Origin of the sequence: uncultured Desulfobulbus sp., from assembly GCF_963662935.2 — a bacterium.
Classification (GTDB): domain Bacteria; phylum Desulfobacterota; class Desulfobulbia; order Desulfobulbales; family Desulfobulbaceae; genus Desulfobulbus.
Genome location: NZ_CAXXTL010000002.1, coordinates 2,465,611 through 2,487,029, shown reverse-complemented (window position 1 = coordinate 2,487,029; position 21,419 = coordinate 2,465,611). Strand labels below are relative to the sequence as shown.

At 57.7% G+C, this 21,419-nt stretch carries 14 protein-coding genes and 1 riboswitch; of the genes, 10 read left to right on the top strand and 4 right to left on the bottom strand.

The window, feature by feature from the left end; translation table 11 throughout:
* Positions 1–1,272 carry an NAD(P)/FAD-dependent oxidoreductase gene (locus tag ACHZCX_RS15240; RefSeq protein WP_319588057.1) on the bottom strand — a complete coding sequence of 424 codons (1,272 nt, stop codon included), beginning with the start codon at positions 1,270–1,272 and terminating at the stop codon, positions 1–3.
* Positions 1,273–1,501: 229 nt separating this feature from the next.
* Between ACHZCX_RS15240 and ACHZCX_RS15235 the strand changes: the two genes are divergently transcribed.
* Together ACHZCX_RS15235 and ACHZCX_RS15230 are read left to right on the top strand one after the other, a co-directional pair.
* Entirely contained in the window at positions 1,502–3,211 is a 1,710-nt protein-coding gene (locus ACHZCX_RS15235) for an NAD(P)-dependent oxidoreductase (protein WP_319588056.1), read from the top strand.
* Positions 3,212–3,400: 189 nt separating this feature from the next.
* Positions 3,401–3,530, top strand: a riboswitch (cyclic di-AMP (ydaO/yuaA leader).
* Positions 3,531–3,586: 56 nt separating this feature from the next.
* A complete protein-coding gene (locus tag ACHZCX_RS15230) occupies positions 3,587–5,506 on the top strand; it encodes a potassium transporter Kup (RefSeq protein WP_319588055.1) in 1,920 nt (639 codons plus the stop codon).
* A 133-nt stretch (positions 5,507–5,639) separates the two neighbouring features.
* Here the strand turns inward: ACHZCX_RS15230 and ACHZCX_RS15225 are convergent, their stop codons facing one another.
* Positions 5,640–6,722 (bottom strand): transposase, encoded by a 1,083-nt coding sequence (locus ACHZCX_RS15225; protein ID WP_394708828.1) that lies wholly within the window; start codon positions 6,720–6,722, stop codon positions 5,640–5,642.
* Positions 6,723–7,001: 279 nt separating this feature from the next.
* Here ACHZCX_RS15225 and ACHZCX_RS15220 point away from each other — a divergent pair, with 279 nt between their 5' ends.
* Together ACHZCX_RS15220 and ACHZCX_RS15215 are read left to right on the top strand one after the other, a co-directional pair.
* Positions 7,002–7,943 (top strand): DUF1566 domain-containing protein, encoded by a 942-nt coding sequence (locus ACHZCX_RS15220; RefSeq protein ID WP_319588054.1) that lies wholly within the window; start codon positions 7,002–7,004, stop codon positions 7,941–7,943.
* 158 nt (positions 7,944–8,101) lie between these two features.
* The gene (locus tag ACHZCX_RS15215; protein ID WP_319588053.1) at positions 8,102–9,817 is read left to right on the top strand and encodes a cation:proton antiporter; all 1,716 of its coding nucleotides are present in this window, start codon (positions 8,102–8,104) and stop codon (positions 9,815–9,817) included.
* A 126-nt stretch (positions 9,818–9,943) separates the two neighbouring features.
* Here the strand turns inward: ACHZCX_RS15215 and ACHZCX_RS15210 are convergent, their stop codons facing one another.
* Together ACHZCX_RS15210 and dinB are read right to left on the bottom strand one after the other, a co-directional pair.
* Entirely contained in the window at positions 9,944–10,324 is a 381-nt protein-coding gene (locus ACHZCX_RS15210; protein ID WP_319588052.1) for a hypothetical protein, read from the bottom strand.
* A 181-nt stretch (positions 10,325–10,505) separates the two neighbouring features.
* The gene (gene dinB, locus ACHZCX_RS15205) at positions 10,506–11,726 is read right to left on the bottom strand and encodes a DNA polymerase IV (RefSeq protein WP_319588051.1); all 1,221 of its coding nucleotides are present in this window, start codon (positions 11,724–11,726) and stop codon (positions 10,506–10,508) included.
* A 132-nt stretch (positions 11,727–11,858) separates the two neighbouring features.
* On the opposite strand from dinB, the gene ACHZCX_RS15200 reads away from it, so the two are divergent.
* From ACHZCX_RS15200 to ACHZCX_RS15175, 6 genes are all read left to right on the top strand, one after another.
* Positions 11,859–12,887, top strand: coding sequence for an SDR family oxidoreductase (locus ACHZCX_RS15200; RefSeq protein ID WP_319588050.1), 1,029 nt, complete (start codon positions 11,859–11,861; stop codon positions 12,885–12,887).
* A gap of 1,093 nt (positions 12,888–13,980) precedes the next feature.
* On the top strand, positions 13,981–15,075 hold the full coding sequence (gene aroC, locus ACHZCX_RS15195) for a chorismate synthase (protein ID WP_319588049.1): 1,095 nt from the start codon (positions 13,981–13,983) through the stop codon (positions 15,073–15,075).
* On the top strand, positions 15,075–16,151 hold the full coding sequence (locus ACHZCX_RS15190; RefSeq protein ID WP_319588048.1) for an adenylate/guanylate cyclase domain-containing protein: 1,077 nt from the start codon (positions 15,075–15,077) through the stop codon (positions 16,149–16,151). Before aroC ends, ACHZCX_RS15190 begins: the two co-directional genes overlap by 1 nt.
* Positions 16,152–16,277: 126 nt before the next feature.
* The gene (locus ACHZCX_RS15185) at positions 16,278–17,894 is read left to right on the top strand and encodes a DUF2868 domain-containing protein (RefSeq protein ID WP_319588047.1); all 1,617 of its coding nucleotides are present in this window, start codon (positions 16,278–16,280) and stop codon (positions 17,892–17,894) included.
* Positions 17,891–19,363, top strand: a complete 1,473-nt coding sequence (locus ACHZCX_RS15180; RefSeq protein WP_319588046.1) for a GTPase/DUF3482 domain-containing protein — start codon at positions 17,891–17,893, stop codon at positions 19,361–19,363. Before ACHZCX_RS15185 ends, ACHZCX_RS15180 begins: the two co-directional genes overlap by 4 nt.
* Entirely contained in the window at positions 19,364–21,361 is a 1,998-nt protein-coding gene (locus ACHZCX_RS15175; RefSeq protein WP_319588045.1) for a hypothetical protein, read from the top strand.
* Positions 21,362–21,419: the final 58 nt, after the last annotated feature.

Genomic DNA, 21,419 nt, shown 5'->3' with positions numbered 1-21,419 from the left:
TTACTCCTCGGCGCGAGAGGTGAGGCGGGCTGCCGCCGCACATCCAGCCAGCCAGCCGGTGGAAAAGGCGGCCTGGAGGTTATAGCCGCCGGTGTCCGCCTGGATGTCGAGCACCTCGCCGGCAAAATAGAGGCCACGCACCAGCCGTGATTCCATGGTGCGGGGATCGACCTCGCGGGTGTCGACGCCGCCGGCGGTGACGATGGCCTCGGCCAGTGGGCGGTGGCCGGTGATCCGCAGACGGAAATTCTTCAGCCAGTGGCGCAAGCGCTTGCGTTCTTCGGCGCGGATGGTTCCGGCAAGACGTTCAGCGGGCAGGTCGATCTCTTCTAAAGCAACGGCCACCATCTCCTTGGGCAGCAGGCCGCGCAGGACATCGGCAAGAGGCTCGAGTCGGCGTTGTTCAAGATCGCGCAGCAGACGGGCATCAAGTTTTTTCTCATCCAGGGCGGACTTAAGATCCAGCAGCAGCTCGACCTCCCGGCCCTCGTGCAGGGCATCGACGATCCGGCCGCTGAGGGTCAGGATCACTGGGCCGCTCAGACCGAACTCCATGAAGGCCAGCTCGCCAAATGCTTCTGCCCGTTTCTTGCCGTCAACGAACAGCCGCGCCAGGATGTTGCGCAGTTGCAGGCCTTCCATCCGGGCCGCAAAGCTGCCCCCGGTGATCAGGGGCACCAAGGCCGGGCGGATCGGGACAATCCGATGGCCCGCCTGCTCGGCCATCCAGTACCCGTCGCCGGTGGAGCCGGTGAGTGGATAGGAGGCTCCGCCAGCGGCCAGGATGAGCGCGTAGCAGGTGATGGTGGCGCCGGCGCAAGAAACTCCGGTGAGCACACCGTTCTCGATGTGCAGACGATCAACCGTCGCTCCGGTGCGGATGGTCACCCCGCAGCGCGCCAGCCACTGCTCAAACACTGCCAGCACCTCCGGGGCCTTGCCCGAGGTGGGAAAGACGCGGCCACCGCGTTCAGTGACCACGGGAAGTCTCAGTTCCTGGAAAAACTCGAGGAGTTCCGGGGTGAAAAAGCGATGAAAGGCCTGGCGGAGAAAGGGGCCGGTCGGGCCGAAATGGCCAAGAAATTCGGCCAGGGGGGCGACGTTGGTCAGGTTGCAGCGGCCCTTGCCGGTGATGCAGAGTTTGCGGCCCGGCCGCTGCATTTTTTCCAGGACAACCACATCCGCCCCAAGAAGTGCAGCCTGACCGGCGGCCATCAGGCCGGCGGCGCCGCCCCCCACGACCACCAGACGCGCTTGTCCCGTTGCGTTCATCGAGGTGCTGCGGCTTTTCGGTCGGGAAGGAGAGGTGGAATGCATGTCCCCTGTACTACACCAAGCCACGAAAAAAAACACCACAATCCGCAGTTCTGCCGCCAGGAGTCTGAACAGCGGCGTTCTCATTCTTGACAGATTGCTTTTGTTCCACTAACCATAACAGGCATGCATATTTGCCAGAAGCATGGCCGGTTAGAGAGCCGCAAGCATTCTCGGAGGGAGTTCAATGGACAATGCGTTACCAGGATTGATACTGACCGGCGCCTCTGGCTTTGTCGGGCGTAATTTCATTAAGGCTGCAGCCGGCAGGTATCGTTTGTTCTGCGTTGCCCGGCGTTCCATGGAGGAGGCCGGAGTGCAGCCGGAAGCCAATCTGCGCTGGATCCAGGTGGATATCGCCGACCGGGACAAAGTGCTGGGATTTGCGCAACGGTTACGGGATTACGGTGGGGTTGATTATGTGGTCAACCTGGCTGGATACTACGATTTTACCAACCAGGAACATGCCGAATATGTCCGCACCAATGTGTGGGGGACAAAAAACATGCTCGATTTGGCGAAAGAGCTGGGTGCAAAACGGTTTGTCTTTGCCAGTTCGCAGGCGGCCTGCCCGTTTGGCGCGGTGGTGACCGAGGAGACCCCGCCCGATGCCGACATTCCCTATGCGCGGAGCAAACGAGCAGGCGAGGAGTTGGTCCAGGAATACGCACCATGGGTTCCCGGTGCCATCATCCGAATCGCGGCGGTGTTCAGCGACTGGTGCGAATATCCGCCACTTTACACCATGCTCAACAACTGGTGTTCCGGAAAATTTCTCGAGTCGCATATCCTTGCCGGCCGCGGCCTATCGGCTATTCCCTATATCCATGTCCAGGATCTGGCACAATTCTTCCTGCGGGTCATCGAAAAAAGTGACACCCTGGAGCGGCTCTGCACCTTCAATGCAGGACCGGATGGCACGGTGTCTCACCTGGAGCTGTTTAGCATCGCGACCCAGTTTTATTACAACAAGACCGTCAAACCTTTTTTTGCCCCCAGATGGCTGCTCACCCCCATGATCATGGCACGGCTGGCCCTGTGTCATTTGCAGAGCAAGGAGTCCTTCGAGCAGTTGTGGATGCTGCGATATATTGATCAACAACTTGTCGCGGACAGTTCTCGGACCCGCCGCGAGCTGTCCTGGAAGCCGACGCCGCGCAAATCCATTACCCGGCGGTTGGTCTTTCTTATCGAAAACATGAAAAAGAATCCGGAACTCTGGCGCAACTGGAATGAGGCCATGCTTCATAAAGGTTCCGACCGACCTCATCTTGTCCTTCATGACCTGCTGTGTGATGCCATGGATACAGACCGTGACACGGTGGTTCAATCAATAATGGCTCAATTAATGGCTCGTGATGCCGTGGTTCAATCAATAACGACACCGCTGCTGGAAGCGGAACAACCCCACGCGCAATCGAGTTGCATCCGGGCATTGCAGGCCATGGATAGAACAGTTGCCAACTCGTTCATCAAGCTCCTGTGCCAATTGATTGTTACGGTCATGCGGACTCGAAACCGCCCGATGATGCAACAGTATGCCCACACTATTGCTTTCCTCCCTATGACATCAGGTTTCGACAACGGCCTGGTGAGCCGCAGCCTGTTTATCATCGGTGAGTTCTTGATCCAGCGTTTCCGGGCCCAGTCAAAGTTTCAGCAATTGACACCCCAGGCCGACGATTATATCACCATGACCATCCACATGGCCATCGATCAGATTGAGGATCATATCGAACTGTCCCGGCTGCAATCCCCCCTTCTGCTGGAGGAACTCAAGAAGATGCCGCCGCCGAAAACCAACAAACGTCTGGAGAAAATTGCCACCCAACTGGAGGACTTATGCAGCGAGACGATTTCCGGTCAATCCTGGACCAGCCCGTTGGTCAAGGATTAATGGCGAAGCACGACAGGGAAGCGGGAAACGATTCAGCGCGTCTTTTCTTCGCCCCGTAGCCTATCGTATGATGGGGCTTTCACCCTTCCCCTTTACGAACTATGACGATCATCCCTGGGAAGAATTCAATTGCAAAAGGCAATGCAACGAGGGTAAATATTACGTTTTTAACAAGTTGAAGAAAGCGCAGTACACACAACGCTTAATCCTGCGGCAGCGGGAGCGGGGGAACCAGATTTACGGGGCGGATCGCATATGCGTAAGGCATCTCTCAGCCTGAGCCCGTCAGCTAACCTCGCCTGCGTCAATGGGAGCCTCCGGTAGTCTACGCCAGAGGAGGCTGCTTATGCCTTGGCATGTCAACAGGAGAACTTTGTGGACGCAACCGCTCTATCCGCACCACCCCAGCCAGACACGCACGCTCACCACCCCAATGTCCCCTTTGCCCATTTAGCCCTGGCGGCCCTAGGAATTATTTACGGTGATATCGGCACCAGCCCCCTGTACACCATCAAGGAATGTTTTTCCGGAACCCACGGAGTGGCGACCACACCGGCCAATATCCTGGGGATTCTCTCGATGGTCTTCTGGTCGTTGATTTTCGTGGTCAGCCTTAAATATGTTCTGTTTGTCCTCCGGGCCGACAACAAGGGGGAAGGCGGCACCTTTTCCTTGCTGGCCATGCTGCGCAGTCGTCTGAAAAACGATAAAAGACGCTGGGCTATCCTGACCCTCTTGACCGCTTCAGGTGCATCGCTGCTTTATGGCGACGGCGTGATAACCCCGGCCATCTCGGTTCTATCGGCCATTGAAGGGCTGAATATGGCCACCGACGCGGCCGCAAATTTTGTAGTCCCGCTGACCTGCATAATTCTGACTGCCTTATTTTTTGTACAACGGCACGGCACGGCAGTCATCGGCAAGGTTTTCGGCCCGGTCATGATTATCTGGTTCGGCACCTTGGGAACCCTGGGGCTTCTCTCCATCCTCAAGCAACCCGAGGTCCTGAATGCCCTCAACCCGTACTATATGATCAACTATTTTGCCACCAATCACCTGCATGGCACGGTGGCCCTGGCTTCTGTTGTCCTCTGTATTACCGGCTGCGAAGCGCTCTATGCCGACATGGGGCACTTTGGGCGCCTACCCATTCGACTGACCTGGTACTTCGTGGTTCTGCCTGGCCTGCTGCTCAATTATTTCGGACAAGGAGCCTATCTTTTACAGAATCCGGACATCACCGACATCAATCCCTTCTTCGCCCTTGCGCCCAAATCATTACTCTATCCCCTGGTGGTGCTCGCCACCTTTTCAACAATCATTGCCTCACAGGCGATGATTTCCGGGGTCTATTCCCTCACCCAGCAGGCTGTGCAGTTGGGGTTCACCCCGCGTATGCGCATCGTCCATACCTCTGATAAAGCCAAGGGCCAGATTTATATCCCGACAGTGAATTGGATGGTGATGATCGCCTGCCTGACCCTGGTGCTGGTTTTCAAAGAATCCTCGCGTCTTGCCGCAGCCTACGGCTTTGCGGTGACAGCCTCGATGACCATTACCTCGATCATGTATTTTCAGGTCACACGGATCAAATGGAACTGGCCGTTGTGGCAGAGCCTGGCCCTGTTTGTTCTTTTTCTCTTTTTCGACAGTTCCTTTCTGGCTGCCAATATGCTGAAGGTGGTTGACGGCGGTTGGATCACCATCTGTATTGCCGCGGCAATCCTGACCGCCATGATTACCTGGCGTGACGGCCGCGCCTTGCTTGCCAAGCATTACGAGCTCATGCGGATGCCGACCGATATTTTTCTCAATGATCTTGCCAAATACAGTCCGCAACGGACTGCCGGCACCGCTGTCTTCATGTCCATCAATCCTCAAGGCATTCCTCATACGTTATTGCATCATCTTAAACACAATGAAGCCTTGCATGAGCGAGTGCTGATGCTGTCCATGCTTTCGGCAGAGACGCCGACTGTCCCTGTCGAGGAGCGGGTGCATTTCGAGGATTTGGGCCAGGGATTTTATCGGATCAAGGCTTATTATGGTTTCATGGAAAGCCCCAATATGCCAAAACTCATTGAATTGCTAGGGAAAAACGGATTAATGATTGATATCTACACAACCTCCTTTTTTCTTGGCCGTGAAACCCTCTTCCCCACTGGAACGGCCCCCATGGCCCGGTGGCGCAAACACCTCTTTATTTTCATGTCCCGCAACGCCTGGAACGCCACCTCATTCTTCAAGGTTCCACCGGATCGGGTGGTTGAGCTCGGCAATCAGGTCGAGATCTGAGGCTGTTGTTTTTTTCTTCTTTCAACGACCTGGCGAATAAGTGGCAAACCGAAAGTTGTTATTGTAGGAGCCTCTTGCAAAATGAACTATTTGCCCCGTTGGGTACAAACCTCATTTTCTGATCTTTGATATTCTATCCGGCCAGTCGAAGCAACTGATCGGCAAACAGGACGACAACACCAAGCATCAGGTGGAGTTTTACCTTGCTGTGCCCTTTGACCATGACATTGCTGGCTCCGAAGTCTTCTTTCAACCGACTGTTCGCCCGTTCCGCACACGATCGAATCTTGTAGCGCTCTGCCTCGTGAGGGGCCATGGGTACAACCTCCTTGCCCCGTCCATTTCTATCGACAATCGGGACATGCCCAAACTCCCGGCTGGTCTCTTCAATCCGCTGGGCGTGGTAAGCGGCATCCATCAGGTCGTAGAGGTAGGTTACCTTTTGGCTGGTCAGTTTGATCAGCGGAATAGCTACCTGGCTGTCATGCAGAGAGGCAGAGGTAACAAGGGCGCTGATCGGAAGACCGATATCATTGGTATCCAGATGCAGCTTGTAGCCGTTCCATGCTGTTTTGTACCCCTTGGCATTCTGCTTGGCCCCGCGGTCACAGACAATCGGTAGTTCGTCAATGGCCTCCTCTGCGGTCTGGTCCACCTGGCGATCCATCCGCTTTATTAAAGTGTCCGCTTCACGTTGTTCGCCCTTGGCGGGACGGCCTCTTTTGCGGCGCGGCTTCGGCTCTTTGGCAACCTTCTTCACCGGTTTCTCGCGGCCAACAATCGCCGTGGAATCCCGACTTATGTGGCCCACAAGCTCACGCGACAGGTATTCCACCACCAACGCATCATGCACCACATTGCCCAGACTGCCAGCAGCAAATGCAGCAAAGACACGTGAAAAGGTGGCCTCTGACGGCAGAGTACCTGAAGCCCCGAATCCACATATCCTTCGCAGGTTGGTTGCCGATTGCAGGGCGCGGTGCAGGTCGCTGGTCGTCGGATGACGATAGAGCGCCTTGGCTACGAACGCTCGGGCCAAAGCCTGCCGGTCAAGAGGCTTACGGCCGGGATACCGATACCGGGTGACGATCCTGGGCACATGTCGTTCTATCTGGACGATTTCCAGGATCGACACCAACCGCTTCTCCTGCTCGGTAAGCGGCGCTGGCAAACATTCGTTCAGATGGGGGAACAGACTTCTTTGGACACGCCCCATCAACCATGATATCTTTTCCGTGAGCTTCATGGCATTCTCCTCGGTTCTGTTTTGCTGGATACAAAACTTTACCGTGAAATGCCATTAAGCTCAATTATTTCAGATTGTTAAACTGAAAATTGTGCGGCAGTCGCCCCTCTCGGCTACCGATAGTTCTCGTCTTTTTGCAAAAGGCTCGTAGGTGATATCGTTCCCAGTAGTCGTCCTGCCCGGTAGACTTCAATGGTTCAGCAATGCCTTCCCGAATGGCTTATGGACCATAATCCTCCGAGAGAGAGCATGGATTTATTCGAGCAACTAGACATCAGCGAAACCGCGGTTCGGGCCTTCGACCTGGAGATGACCCCGGATTTGGCCTACCGGATGTTTACCTGTTCCGGCTTTCATGAAGAACAGTGCTCGACCAAACAGAGGGTGCTTTACTGCTATGTCGACACCTGGGGAGAGACGCCCAAACTCCTGCTGATGGAGCAGGGAGTCAAATACGCGAGGGTTTTGGCGCAAATCAACGCCCCGGACGAAACAGTGCGCGCCTGTGTCGCCAACCCGGAGACAACCTCCATTCTGCGCCGAGTGCATGCCCTTGATGCCCCCCTTAAACAATGGCTACAAATCCACCTCGTCGAGGATAAGGGTGTCGGCTACCTGCAATTACTGATCAAAACCAGGGAGGCCGATCTTTGCACCGATGGCCTGCCGTTATTGGGTACATTCTCCTTTACAGGCCGGCAATATCTCCTGCCCTCGGAGGCGCAAAGCCTGAACGAGGCACAGATGGAGGCCGAAATCAAAACCTGGAATTTTTTTGAGAGCCAGCGCCGCCCCCAAGGCGGTATTGCTAGCTTTCTGATCGACAACGGCGACAGCCTCACTGTCACCGACGCTTACACCGGTCTGACCTGGCAACTGGGCGGCTTGGAGCTTGCCTCGCTGCGCACTATCAAATCCGCTACCGAACAGCTACGCGAGCAGGGGTTCGCCGGCTGGCACGACTGGCGGCTGCCGACGCTGCATGAGGCCATGTCACTGCTCCTACCCGAAAGAAACGTCAAGGGATTATATATGCACCCTTGTTTTTCCAATGAGCAGCCCTTCATCTTCACGGCGGCCCGCTGCCATCCCGGTGGCTACTGGCTGGTCGATTACCGGCAGGGGCGGGTCTTCCGGGGATCAGGCTCAAGTCCCGGCGCGTTTGCCAGACTGTGCAGAACCAACGCCTGATCTGAAGATTCCACAAATGAAGCGCTGATAAAAACAAACCGGCACCAGTGGCCTGTTCTCTCCAGCACTCATCAATTATTTCTTTGACCTTCAATAGGTTATAACATAAAGTCAGGTTTTGATGTCCTCGCTGTGCGCCTTTAACCCCGCTCTTATCCATGGAACCTCTCCAACAACATAACATCGCCGTGCTGTTGCTCTCCCTGGCGACCTTGCTTGGAGCTGCCAAGGTGCTGGGTGAGCTGGCGCATCGGCTCCGCCAGCCAGCAGTACTGGGTGAGTTGCTGGCCGGAATACTGCTTGGTCCCACCGTTTTCGGCACGATCGCGCCGGAAGCAAACGCCTTTCTTTTTCCCCAGGAAGGACCCAGCGCCTTCGCTCTCACTACCATCACCGGTCTGGCGGTGACCCTGTTTCTCATGGTGGCCGGACTCGAGGTCGACCTCTCCAATGTCTGGCGAAAGGGTTGGGTCGGGCTGAAGGTTGGAGTGGCGAGCGTCATCATTCCCTTTGCCGCCGGTTTTTTCGCCGCCTGGAATCTGCCGTCTTTTTTCGGCGCCCAGCCAGCGGTCGACCCCCTGCTTTTTGCTCTGTTCCTGGCGGTAGCTATGTCGATCTCAGCACTGCCGGTGATTGTCAAGACTCTGCTCGACGTGAATCTCTTCCGCAGCGACTTCGGCGTGGTGGTGGTCAGCGCCGCCATATTCAACGACCTGGTCGGCTGGATCGTCTTTGCCGTGGTCCTCGGGCTGAGCGACAATGTGGCTGATATTAGCAACAGTATCACCCTGACCGTCACTCTGGCCCTGAGTTTCGTACTCTTTGTGTTCACAGCCGGCCGCAAATTGATCCATCGGATTCTGCCCTATGTCCAGGCCTATACCTGGTGGCCGGGCGGGGAGATCGGCTTTGTTGTCATCCTGACCCTGTTGGGGGCAGCTTTCACCGAATGGATCGGCATCCACGCCATCTTCGGCGCCTTTTTCATCGGCATGGCGGTGGGCGACTCGCCCAACCTGCGCCGCCGCAGCCGCTATATCCTCGACCAGTTCGTCTCCAGCGTCTTTTCGCCGATCTTTTTTGCCAGCATCGGCTTGAAGGTCAATTTCATTTCTCATTTCGACGGCACCTTAGTACTCACCGTCTTAGGCATTGCCTGTGCCTGCAAGCTGTTTGGCGGAATGGTCGGCGCGAAATGGGGAGGGATGCGGCACCGGGAAGCTTTGGCGGTTGGCTTTGCCTTGAATTCCAGGGGGGCCATGGAGATCATCCTCGGCCTGCTCGCCTTGGAACGGGGAATCATTCATCAAGAGTTATTTGTCGCCTTGGTCATCACGGCTATTTTGACCTCGATGATGAGCGGGCCGATGATGCAGTTGATTCTCCGTCCGGTGCGCAAGGTGCGGCTGGAAGACGCCTTCCGTTCCGGGCTTTTTTTGCCTGCATTGGAAGCTGATTCTATGAAGGGAATGATCGAGGAGATGGCGGCCGTCGTCGGTCGTATACTCAAGGGCAGGCTGGATCCGCACAGCATCACCCGAGTGCATTGCGCCCCCGAGGATGTGGCCTGCGCCGCCATTGTTAATGACGTGCTGCTGCTGGCCGCCGGGGTGGACGACATCACCCAACCCTATGTAGTCACCGGCATCTCAACTTCAGGGGTTGGCCTGTCTTTCATGGACGAGCAGCGCGCCCACGTGGTTTTCCTGATTCTTTCTCCGAAAAACGATCCCGGTATCCGCGGCAACATGGTGGCAGAACTCTCTCTACTTTACCAGGACCCGGCCATGATTGAGCAGACTCTCCAGGCCCGTAGTTTTACCGAATTCCTTGCCCTGATCAGGACGTCGACGGTTTATCTCCAAAAGGAGTAAGTTTTTCGGGCTTCGAGGAAAAGGAGGGAACGGTAGCCAACCTGTGCACCGAGCTGTTCTTTTGTGTCCCGTACCAAGCAATCCCTTCCTCCCAATCAACATGATTGGTGAGCAAATCCTTCAATTTCATGCCCGTCCAAATCCCCAGGAAAAAGAGGCTTTCATCCATTCCCCGCCGCCAACTCTCACGCCGGCGAACATTGTTTCGGCCATGTGAATCGATCCCATGATTTGCGCCACTTCAATCATCAGTTCGGCGTCTGCAATCAAGCGCTCGATTTCCTCTCCGGGATATCCGGCCCAATATTTCAAATCATGCTTAAAACACGCTGGATAGAGGTTGAATCCTTTCCACTTATCGAACCACAAAGAACAGCCATCGGAACTGAATGGATGGCAGGGCGGATTCTTTTCAATTTTTTCCCAAAGCGCTACCAAACCGAAATGGGCGCAGATGTCTTTGACCTGAGCCAAGGGAACCACTCTTCCTCGTCCTGGAAAATCCATGTGTACTCCTTTTTTACAAGGGGGTGCCTACCGTTGATTGCCACGCAATGATGAAGCTGCAAAGGTCGCGGCCCCTGTTCCTCCTCCGAAGCGGAGAAAAATCCAAAATGTGTGCCAGAGAGTCTCGTTTCACGAGTTTGGCGGGAGACAAGCTGAACCGGAGCGAGAACCTGAGCGTTGCTCAAGCGCCGTCCAAGTGCATATCGTTTGATCGATTGAGGCCTGGGAACCCTTGATCAGCCTTTGAAGCCTTCGAAATAGCCTCTTTTGTTGCCTTGCCATCGGGAGAACACGGCGCTGTCCTGGATCGTGGCGGCGGGAAAGGCAGGGGGAGCTGTCGCATGGAGAGGAACCGGGCCTCCTGCTCGGTGCAGAGATTGGCCACCGTGACCCCGAGTAGACGGATCTTGCGCCGGCCGGCCTCGGTGGCCGCGAGGAGCCGGGGCAACTGGGCCAGGATGTCGCTTGCTGCAAAAAAGCCCTGAGCCAGCGTGCAGGAGCGGGTGATGGTGGTGAAGTCGCTGTAGCGGACCTTGAGGGTCAGGGTGCGGCCACCGGTCTTTTTTTGCGCCAAAATGCGAGCCACCTGTTGAGCCAGGTCAATGAGAACGGTGCTCACCCGAACAAAATCGAGGATATCCGTGGAGAGGGTGGTTTCCGAGCCGATGGATTTGCGCACTCTGGCCGGTTCCACCGGACGTTGATCCTGGCCACGAGAGATATCGTAAAAAAAATGACCGCTCTTGCCAAACAGGGCGACCAATTCCTCACGGGAAAACCGGAGGAGATCCCTGCCGGTGCCTATCCCCTGGAGCAGCATCTTTTTTTTCGTGACCCGACCGACCCCGTAAAACTTGCCGATCGGCAGGGCAGCGATAAAGGCCGGGGCCCGGTCCGGTGGAATCACGGTGAGGCCGTCGGGCTTGTTGTGGCCAGAGGCGATCTTGGCCAGAAATTTGTTATAGGAAACGCCAGCCGAGGCGGTCAGACCGGTGACAGCCTGGATGGCAGTGCGGATGGTTTGGGCTATCCGGGTGGCCGAAGGTTCATCAAGGAGATTGTCGGTGACGTCGAGAAAGGCCTCGTCCACGGAAAGCGGCTCCACCAGGTGTGTGTAGCGGTGGAAGAGGGCCATGATCTGCCGTGACACCTCCTGGTAGCGTGCCATCCGGGGCTTGAGGAAAACGGCCTGCGGACAGAGTTGATAGGCCTGACTACTGGGCATGGCCGAATGAATGCCGAAGGCGCGGGCCTCGTAGGAGCACGCCGCAACCACGCCCCGGCTCCGGGGATTGCCGCCGACAATCACCGGCAGCCCCTGCAGTTCGGGCCGGTCTCGCTGCTCGACCGAGGCAAAAAAGGCGTCCATGTCAACGTGAATGATTTTCCGAATGAGCGGCATGGCAAGATGGGGTGTTGGCTCGCGATGTTATCTCCATTGACGCTGACTGCGGTCAAGGCTATTATCCAACCGGACACACCGGTGCGATGCGGCACAAGGTACAACAAATCACAGGCTAGGGGAATAAACAAAATGAACGCGTATCAGGAGCGCCGGGGCCATCTCCGGCAACAGCCCGCCACCTGGCTGGTGACCGGCGTGGCCGGCTTCATCGGCTCCAATCTGCTCGAAATCCTGCTCGATCTTGGGCAGCGGGTGGTGGGCCTCGATAATTTTTCCACCGGCCACCAGCACAATCTCGACGAGGTCGAGGGCCGGGTGGGTGCGGATGCCTGGCAGCGATTCTGTTTCATCCGAGGTGATATCCGCGACCTGGAAACCTGCCGTAAGGCCTGCACTGGTGCGGACTATGTCCTCCATCAGGCGGCACTCGGCTCGGTGCCGCGCTCGATCGAAGATCCAATCACCACCAACGAAAACAACATCAGCGGTTTTCTCAACATGCTGGTGGCGGCACGGGATGCCAAGGTGCGACGGATGGTCTACGCCGCCTCCAGCTCGACCTACGGCGACCATCCCGGCCTGCCCAAGGTCGAAGACCGGATCGGCAATCCGCTCTCGCCCTATGCGGTGACCAAACTGGTCAATGAACTCTACGCGAGCGTCTTTGCCCGCGCCTACGGCTGCAAAACCATCGGCCTGCGCTACTTCAACATCTTCGGCCAGCGCCAGGACCCGGACGGGGCCTATGCCGCCGTCATTCCCAAATGGTTTGCCGGTCTGCTCAAGGGCGAACCGGTCTTCATCAACGGCGACGGCGAGACCAGCCGCGATTTCTGTTTCATCGACAACTGCGTCCAGGCCAACATCATGGCGGCCACCGCCGATGACGCAGCCGCCGATCAGGTCTACAATGTCGCCTTTGGTGAACGCACCAGCCTCAATGAACTGTACCGGCTCATCCAGGAGCGGGTGGCCGAGCGGATTCCAGCCGCTGCCGGCGCTGCGCCGGTCTATCGTGATTTCCGCGCCGGTGACGTTCGCCATTCGCTGGCTGACATCGGCAAGGCGGCGCAGCTGTTGGGCTATGTACCCGAATACTCGGTCCGTTCCGGCCTCGACAAGGCGGCTGATTGGTATCTCAATAAGTTTTCAGGGTGAGAGTTTGCAAGTCTCTTGGGAGCCTGTAACCGTCAACCCTAAAATTGTTGAACAAAAAGCCGCTTAGGTGTATCCCGCCGAGACAATAATTGCGGCCTTGCAGGTAATCCGGGGACGGGGGAGCCATCGGCGCTGAGCCGGGCGGCGTGATCCGAAACCGGATGAAGGGGCAAGCTGTTTGAGCGCAGCGAGTTTTTGCCCCGCCGGTTTTGGAGCGCGGCGAACGGGGTCGTCTCAGCGACGCGGCTGCCCTTTCTTTTGATTCTTTTCTTTGGGCACGCAAAGAAAAGAATGCCCCTCCCGCAGGGAGACGGAAGGTGGAGGTTGCGTCAGGAGGTTGGGAAAAAAAGGAAGGAATTCTTGTTGGTGGTGGGGCAAACGATACCGGCGTTTACCCATTCGACACAACTCTCTTGGCGCAGGACATTGGATCAACACATGAATGAACCTAAAAACAGTAATGCTGTCACAGATTTTCCATGTCACAACTGCGGAAAATATGGAATGATTAGGAATTTTTAAAAAGGGGAAAAAGGAAAGATTTCTAAATATAGATGTTTTGGCTGCAGGAGAGAGATAGAAACAGATTTTTCAGGAGACGCAATACATAAGGTCAGGTTCTACGTGCCAGGATACGGCAACATAATTAAAGAGCATAAATTTACAATCATATTTGTATGTTTTTTTATTGTTAGCAAAATAATCCATCCTATAAAACTGCAATGGTATTTCTTTATACCGGGTATCATATCCGGCCTGATTGCAATATATGAATTAGCTGACTCAAGATTCGGTATCCTTAAATATATTGGATGGGCAATTATTATATATTTTAGCTTTTGGTGGGTGTTAGGAGGAGGATGGCGTGGTTTTTAAAAAATAAATTTTCAACACGTAAAAGCCACCCTATTTTCAACAGCGAGTAGCCCGGATGAAGCGCATGCGTAATCCGGGAACCAAGGGGGGCAGCGGCAGAATGCCCCGGATTTCGTTGCCCTGCATCCGGGCCCCAAAAAAAAGTTTGAACAGTCGACAAAACCACCGCCGACCCGCCTAAAAAGACACAAAACGCAAAGGCACAAAGGAGTACACCATGTCCAGTACGCTGGGAACCCTGTATAGGGTAACAACTTTTGGGGAATCACACTGCAAGGGCGTCGGCGCCATCGTCGACGGTTGCCCTTCCGGGATGGAATTGACCGAGGCGGACATCCAGCCGCAATTGTCCCGGCGGCGACCGGGGCAAAGCGACCTTTCCACTCCGCGCCAGGAAGCTGATCAGGTCACCATCTACTCCGGGACAGAATTCGGCCGTACCCTGGGAACGCCGATCATGCTCCTAGTCAACAACAAGGATCAGCGGCCCCAGGATTACGGTGAGATGAGCCAAATCCCCCGCCCCTCCCACGCCGATTTCACCTATCAGATGAAGTACGGCATCCGCGCCTCAAGCGGCGGTGGCCGGTCCAGTGCCCGCGAGACCATCGGCCGGGTGGCCGCTGGGGCTATTGCCGAAAAATGGCTACGCCAGACCTACGGCATCGAGATAGTCGCCTGGGTGAGCGCGGTTGGCGACATTGAGGCGCCGGAGGTCGACGCCCTGCGGATCAGCAGGGCCGAGGTTGACGCCCATATCGTCCGCTGCCCCGACGCGGCGACAGCTGCGCGCATGGAAGCCAGGATCAAGGAGGTGCTGGAGGCCAAGGACAGCACCGGCGGCATCCTCACCTGTGTCTGCCGCAATGTGCCCATTGGTCTGGGCGAACCGGTCTTCGACAAGCTGGAGGCCCGGCTGGCGCACGCCATGCTTTCCCTGCCCGCCACCAAGGGCTTTGACGTCGGCTCCGGTTTTGCCGGCACCCGGATGCGCGGCAGCGAACATAACGATCCTTTTATACGCAAAGGCGAACGGCTGGGAACCCGGACCAATTACAGCGGCGGCATTCAGGGTGGGATCAGCAACGGCGAACCTGTTCTCTTCCGGGTGGCCTTCAAGCCGGTGGCCACCATCGGCATGGCCCAGGAGACCGTTGACTTCGACGGCGAAGACGTCTCCTTGCAAGCCAAGGGCCGGCACGACCCCTGCGTGGTGCCGCGGGCAATCCCGATCGTCGAATCCATGGCCGCCCTGGTACTGATCGATATGGCCCTGCAACAGCGGGCCCGCCAGACCGTCTGCCCCTTCTGATGCCTGGTGCCGTGATAGCCGCTCCGCCCGCCGCCTCAATCCTGGTTGTCGAGGATTCTCAGATCAACCAGCGCGTCCTCAAGCGCCTCCTGGAAAAGGAGGGCCACGAGGTTCGCACTGCGTTGCACGGCAAGGAGGCCCTGCTCCTGGTGGGGGAAGAACGGCCGGACCTGATCCTGCTCGATATCCTCATGCCGGAGATGGACGGACTGGAGCTCTGCCGGTTGTTGAAGGAGCAGGAAACCACCCGCGATATCCCGGTTATCTTCATTTCCTCGCTCGACAATACCGCCGACAAGCTCAGCGGTTTTGCGGCCGGCGGCGTTGATTACATTATCAAGCCCTTTCATCCTGCAGAGGTCCTGGCCCGGGTTGACACCCATCTCAAGCTCTGCCGTCTGCAGCGGCAATTGGGCGAGAAAAATCGCCTTCTCGAAGCCGAAAAACAAAAATCCGAGGCACTGCTGCTTAATGTCCTGCCGGCTCGTGTCGCCCGTGAACTGATGGCGAAAGGCAGTTGCACGCCCCAGTATTTTCCCGATGTCAGCGTCTGTTTCGTCGATATCGTCCAGTTCACCTCGGCCGCCGCCACTCTGGCCCCGGAGGTGCTCATCGGTGAACTCAACACCCTGTTCACCGCTTTTGACCGGATTGCCGAGACCAACCGCTGCGAACGGATGAAAACCATCGGCGATGCCTACCTTTTTGTCTGCGGCATTCCCGAAGCCAATGAGCACCATACCCGGGACGCGGCCGTCGCCGCCCTGGAGATGGTCGCCTATCTTCGCCGCCGCAACCGAACCTTTGGCCAGCAATGGCAGGTGCGGATCGGCCTGCATTCCGGCCCGTTGGTGGGCGGTATCGTCGGCTCAAAAAAATATTTGTACGACATCTTCGGCGACACGGTCAACATCGCCGCTCGCCTGGAAGCCCTTTCCGGCCCCATGCAGATCAATGTTTCCGCCGAGATCCGCAGGCGGCTGAATCCGGACTTTCTTTTTTCCTGCCCGCTTGAGGTGGAGATGAAGGGCAAGGGGCTGCAATCCACCTGCTTCCTCGAGGGGCGACGGGAATAATCCGGTTCAAAACCTATCCGACCAGCCTTTCCGGCACCGATCAATCCTCCTTGCAGAAGACAGCATGTTTCCACCCCATAATCACTTTCGCCCCTCACCGGCGCCCTCATCCCCGGAGTTCCAGCCGTGAAAAATCTGTGGTCCATCGCTGACCTGATCGATCTCCACTTTTTTTCCCAGCTTGACGAGGAGGTGCAGCGCAAAGACGGGGAGGCGGCCCTGGCCAAACGCGACCGGATCATCTATCTGGCCAAGATCGAGCCGAAACTGGGCAAGGCCGACGATATTCCGCCCCGCATCCTGGTGCGGAAATGGCTGGCGATACGGCAATTGCAGTATCGGCGGGAGCGGGGGCGCGAGGGATTGCTGCTGCCCGGAACCGTGTGGCGGGAACTGGCCTTCCTCTGCCAGGGGCTGTTTTTTTTCTGCGGCCTCTTTGCCGGTCTCGGCCTGGCTGGTTCCCTGTTGCTCTACTCGGGGACAACGCCGCTCAACGTCTCGGTCTATTTCGGCCTGTTCGTGGCCGTCCAACTCGTGCTGCTCGGCCTGCAGGCGCTCTTGTTATGCTACCGGCGGGTGCGGCGGATCCCGATGGAATCCACCGTGGTTTACGTCCTCATCGGCCGGTTGCTGATGCGGGGGCTGGATGGTATCCGCCGGTGGCTGCAACGCAAAATGACCGGACACCAGCGGCTCGACTTGGCGGCACTCCTGGGCGGTGTGCGGCAGCGCCAGGAACTGGCCGCCCTGCTCATCTGGCCGGCATTCATCCTGATGCAACTGGGGAGCATCGGCTTCAACCTCGGGGTGATTAGCGCGACCTTGGCCAAGGTGGCCTTTTCCGATATTGCCTTTGCCTGGCAATCGAGTCTGCAACTCTCGGCCGAACTCGTCGCCGGCCTGGTCCAATGGATCGCCCTGCCCTGGTCCTGGGCCGTATCGCCGGCTTATCCGAGCTTGGCACAGATCCAGGGCAGCCAAATGGTGCTGAAGGAAGGCGTCAGCCACCTGGCAACGAGCGACCTGGTGGCCTGGTGGCCTTTTCTTTGTTTGTCCGTGCTGGTTTACGGTCTCCTGCCCCGCTGCCTCCTGCTGGTGCTGGGCCTGGTGCAACAGCGGCAAGCCCTGGAACAATTGCATTTCGCTACCCTGGGCATCCGGCCGCTCTTGCGACGGATGACCGCGCCCCGGGTTGACACCAACGGGGTCAGGGGAAACGCACGATCGGAAGTCGTGCGGCCTTCCGCATCTGCACCGGAAAGGGCGATGAAATCCACCCCGGATCAATCCGTGCTCGTACCGGCAACAGTCGCCGAGGGGGCCCTGTTCTGCCTGCTGATCCCGGATGAAGTCTACGAGGATTGCCCGCAAAATACCCTCATTGACCTGGTGCGCCCACAGTTCGAACCGGCTCGATTTGAGTGTCTCCGGTATGGTGTGCCCGGTACGGGCGAGGGGGAAAATCTAGCGCCCCTGGGGACAGCGGCGGATCAAGGCAAACTGGCCGGCATTCTCCTGCTCCAGGAGGCCTGGCAGCCGCCGCTCAAGGAAACCGAACTGTTCCTGCGCCAGTTGCGCCAGCTGGCCGGAGAACGAACTCCGCTCACCATTTACCTGATCGGCAAGCCCTCCGCCCAAACGGTACTCACGCCGGTCGATCCGGAACAGTTGCAGATCTGGAGGCAGAAAATGCAAGCCCTGGGTGATCCCTGGCTTGAGGTCCAACCTCTGGTGCAGCCATGAAAACAATCATTCCGGAATTTGCCATCATCGGCCACCCCAACGAAGGCAAGTCCTCGGTCCTCTCCACCCTGGCCGAGGACGATTCGGTGCGAGTCAGCCCCATTCCCGGTGAAACCCAGGTCTGCCAGACCTTTCCGGTGTGTATCGACGGCCGGGAGATCATCCGTTTCATCGATACGCCCGGTTTCCAGAATCCGCGCCAGACTCTGCAGTGGCTGCAAGACTATCAGGGACCGGAGGAAGGCATGCTGGCGGCTTTTCTGGCGGCACACCGGGACGACCCTGCCTTTCGCGATGACTGTGAACTGCTTGGGCCGGTGGCGGCCGGGGCCGGGGTGATCTTTGTGGTCGACGGTTCGCGGCCCCTGCGTCACGTCGATCGGGCCGAGATGGAAATTCTTCGCCTGAGCGGCGCCCCCCGGATGGCGGTAATTAACTGCAAGGATGAGGAAGTCGGGTATCTGACCCACTGGCAGAACGAATTCCGCAGACATTTCAACGCCATCCGCCTGTTCAACTCCTGCCGGGCCAATTACCGGCAACGGATCGAACTGCTCGAAAGCCTCAAAGCCATTGATCAGCAGCTGGAGCCGGTGCTCCGGACCGTGATTGAAGCCTTCCAGGAGGAGTGGGAGGTCCGCAACCAACGTGCTGCCGCCCTCCTCGCCGGCCTGCTCCAAGAAGTTCTCGCTTACCGGAGGACCGTGCCGTGCAGCCGCGACGAGGAGGACCGCAAACGGAGGGAACTGCACCAGGAATACCTCGATTATGTTGCCGAAAGGGAGCGCCGGGCGCAACAGGCCATCCGGCAACTGTTCAAGCATAACATCTTCAACCTGGAGCTGCCGCCGCAGTCAATCCTGGCAGAGGATCTGTTCAGCAAGCGGACCTGGGAATTCCTCGGCCTCAGCGACCGGCAGATCATCCTGGCCGGGGCGCTGGGCGGTGCGGCCCTGGGGGTGGGGATCGACGCCGCCACCATCGGCACCTCGTTTGGCCTCTTTTCGGCCGTTGGCGGTCTGATCGGCGCCGGGGCCACCGCTCTCAAAGGCAAAGATCTGCTTTCCGGTGTCCGGCTGCTGGGGATGAAAATGGGCGGCGAGCAACTGCGGGTGGGGCCGGTGAACAACATCCAATTGCTCTACATCCTGCTCGACCGGGGCTTGCTCTTCTACTCACATGTGATCAACTGGGCCCACGGCCGCCGCGATTACGAGCGGATGCTCGGCCTGCCGAAACCTGCGGGCGGCAAAAGCGGGTTGACCAGCCACTGGGACCGGGAACAGCGCAAGATCTGCGACCGTTTTTTCCGGGCCGTGCACAAGGGACACGAGGGCGAGATCGAGGAAGCCTCGGTGGCCCTCCAAGACCTGCTCCGTGACCAGTTTAGCGACATTGCCGAAGACCGGCAGACGGCCGGCCCGGATGATGGCATCCCGCCCTTTCCCGCGCAGGATAGGAGTGCATAAGTGGCGAATTCTCCCCAGCCGCCGCGACTGCTGATCATCAACTGCGCCAGCCCCTATTTTTTCTATATCCCCATGGGGAGCTTCGGCCTCTGTGATGCGCTCGGAAAGCAGGGTATGGAGGCGCGGATTTTCAATCCGGCGCTCTACCCGGAGGTTGAGGTGCGAGAGCGGCTATTCAGGATCCTGCAAACCCTGCACCCCACCCATGTCGGTTTCGTCTGTCATTGGCAGGAAACCGCCCACGGCCTACTGGCGGCCCTGGCAATGGTCCGGGAGTGGGATCCGGCAGTGGTCACCCTCTGCGGCGGCTTCACCGCCTCCTACTTTGCCGAGTCTCTGCTGGCAACTGTCGGGGAGTTGGATTATGTGGTGGTCGGTGACCCCGAGGAACCGGTGGCCCACTTACTGCAAGGCAGGGCACCGGAGACCATCGCTAACCTGGTGTGGCGGGATGAGGGTGAAATCCGGCGAAGCGATGGCCTGTGGCTGATGGAACAGCCGCTTTTCGACAGCCTGGTCTTTGCCGATTGTTCCTACTTAGTTGATGCCGAGCGTTACTTCGACACCATCAATACCAAGCTCGGCTTTCCCCTGCTCCTGGGCCGTGGCTGTGTTTTTGATTGCGAATACTGCGGCGGCAGCCGCCATGCCTTTCGTCTTCATTCCGGACGCAGCAAGCCGGTCACCCGGTCGATCGCGGCCATCATGGCTGACCTCCACCTACTCAAGGCGCACACCACAGTTCTCTACATCTGCTACGAAAACGATCCGGCCTTTGTCAAATTCCTGTTTCAGGCGATCAACGAGGACCAGGAACTGCGGGGCCACTTCACCCTCCATTACGGGGCCTGGCATCTGCTCGACGCCGAATTTCTCGATCTCTACCGGCGCGCTTTCAACAGCGGAGCCCGGCCACCGATTTTCGAGTTTTCACCAGAGGTGGTTGCCGACAACCGGAGAACAGCCATCAAGCGGGGCGCATCCTACAGCCTGCAGCAGATGGAGGAAAACTTTCGCGCCATCAGGGAGGCCTTCAACGGACAGGTGCGGCTCGAGGTCTTTTTCAGCCGCTATCACCCCGCGATGCCGGCTGGAGAACTGGAACGGGAAATCGGGGAGATCCTGCAGTTCAAACACCGGCTCTTTCTCCAGGGACTACCGGTTCATGTCTGTGTCGACCACCTTTCCACCGATGTCGGCAGCCGCTACTGGGAGGAGCATCAAGACCGCCCCCGTGATTTTGCCCGCTTTCTCGATCTGAAAACACAGGTTGACGAAGGGCGCTTGCATCCCTTTCCGGTGGACAACCTCTGCCTGATGATTCCAGCTCATCTGCCCCAGCCCTTTCTCATCCGGCACGAGGCCCTACTCCTGGTGCTGGAGCGGCTGGAGCGCCACTGCCACGAACTGTTGCATGTTCTCCTCGCCTGTTTCGAGGACGGGTGGCTCGGCGAATTGGAAGCGGTGCTGACGCTCTGGCTCGACGCAGAAACAGTGGCTGGCTTTTTTGCCAAACCGCCGCTGGAGGCGATCGTCAACGAACTTGCACGGCGGCTACAGGCAGGCCCACATCAGTGCCCATCGTTCATGGCTGATCTGATCGGTTTCAGTTGTAAAAAAATCGAACAGGGCATAGGGCCTGTTGCCGCATACCCTGTCTCTCCCCGCTCAAATGGTGACGACTGTTTCGTGCTCGATCAAACCCGGATAACCACCCACGAACAGGACTATCTCGACCTGCTCCCCTTGCTCCGGCAACTGCACCCCAACATGAGCGGCCCGCTTCCCTACCGGCGCACCGTCTGCCTCTTTCTGGAGAGCGGCATTGTCGCCATGCCCCACGCCTCCTACCGGACCACCTTACACCTGTTCGCGCAACCCCGGACCCTGGAGTCGTACCGTGCCGCCGTGCTCAATTCGCCCCGCATCGATCCGCAAGAGCACGAAGGCCTGCTCGCTCAGCTCATCAAGGAAGGGGTGTTACTCCCGGCTGCCTAAGCCTGATCGTTTTGAATCGACGGACGATGGATCAACAGAGAAGTGGTCCCTGTCATTT

Coding starts and splice junctions, on each gene's coding strand:
- ACHZCX_RS15240 (WP_319588057.1), bottom strand. CDS start 1,272: ATGAACGCAACGGGACAAGCGCGTCTGGTGGTCGTGGGGGGCGGCGCC.
- ACHZCX_RS15235 (WP_319588056.1), top strand. CDS start 1,502: ATGGACAATGCGTTACCAGGATTGATACTGACCGGCGCCTCTGGCTTT.
- ACHZCX_RS15225 (WP_394708828.1), bottom strand. CDS start 6,722: ATGGGGCGTGTCCAAAGAAGTCTGTTCCCCCATCTGAACGAATGTTTG.
- ACHZCX_RS15220 (WP_319588054.1), top strand. CDS start 7,002: ATGGATTTATTCGAGCAACTAGACATCAGCGAAACCGCGGTTCGGGCC.
- ACHZCX_RS15215 (WP_319588053.1), top strand. CDS start 8,102: ATGGAACCTCTCCAACAACATAACATCGCCGTGCTGTTGCTCTCCCTG.
- ACHZCX_RS15210 (WP_319588052.1), bottom strand. CDS start 10,324: ATGGATTTTCCAGGACGAGGAAGAGTGGTTCCCTTGGCTCAGGTCAAA.
- dinB (WP_319588051.1), bottom strand. CDS start 11,726: ATGCCGCTCATTCGGAAAATCATTCACGTTGACATGGACGCCTTTTTT.
- ACHZCX_RS15200 (WP_319588050.1), top strand. CDS start 11,859: ATGAACGCGTATCAGGAGCGCCGGGGCCATCTCCGGCAACAGCCCGCC.
- aroC (WP_319588049.1), top strand. CDS start 13,981: ATGTCCAGTACGCTGGGAACCCTGTATAGGGTAACAACTTTTGGGGAA.
- ACHZCX_RS15190 (WP_319588048.1), top strand. CDS start 15,075: ATGCCTGGTGCCGTGATAGCCGCTCCGCCCGCCGCCTCAATCCTGGTT.
- ACHZCX_RS15180 (WP_319588046.1), top strand. CDS start 17,891: ATGAAAACAATCATTCCGGAATTTGCCATCATCGGCCACCCCAACGAA.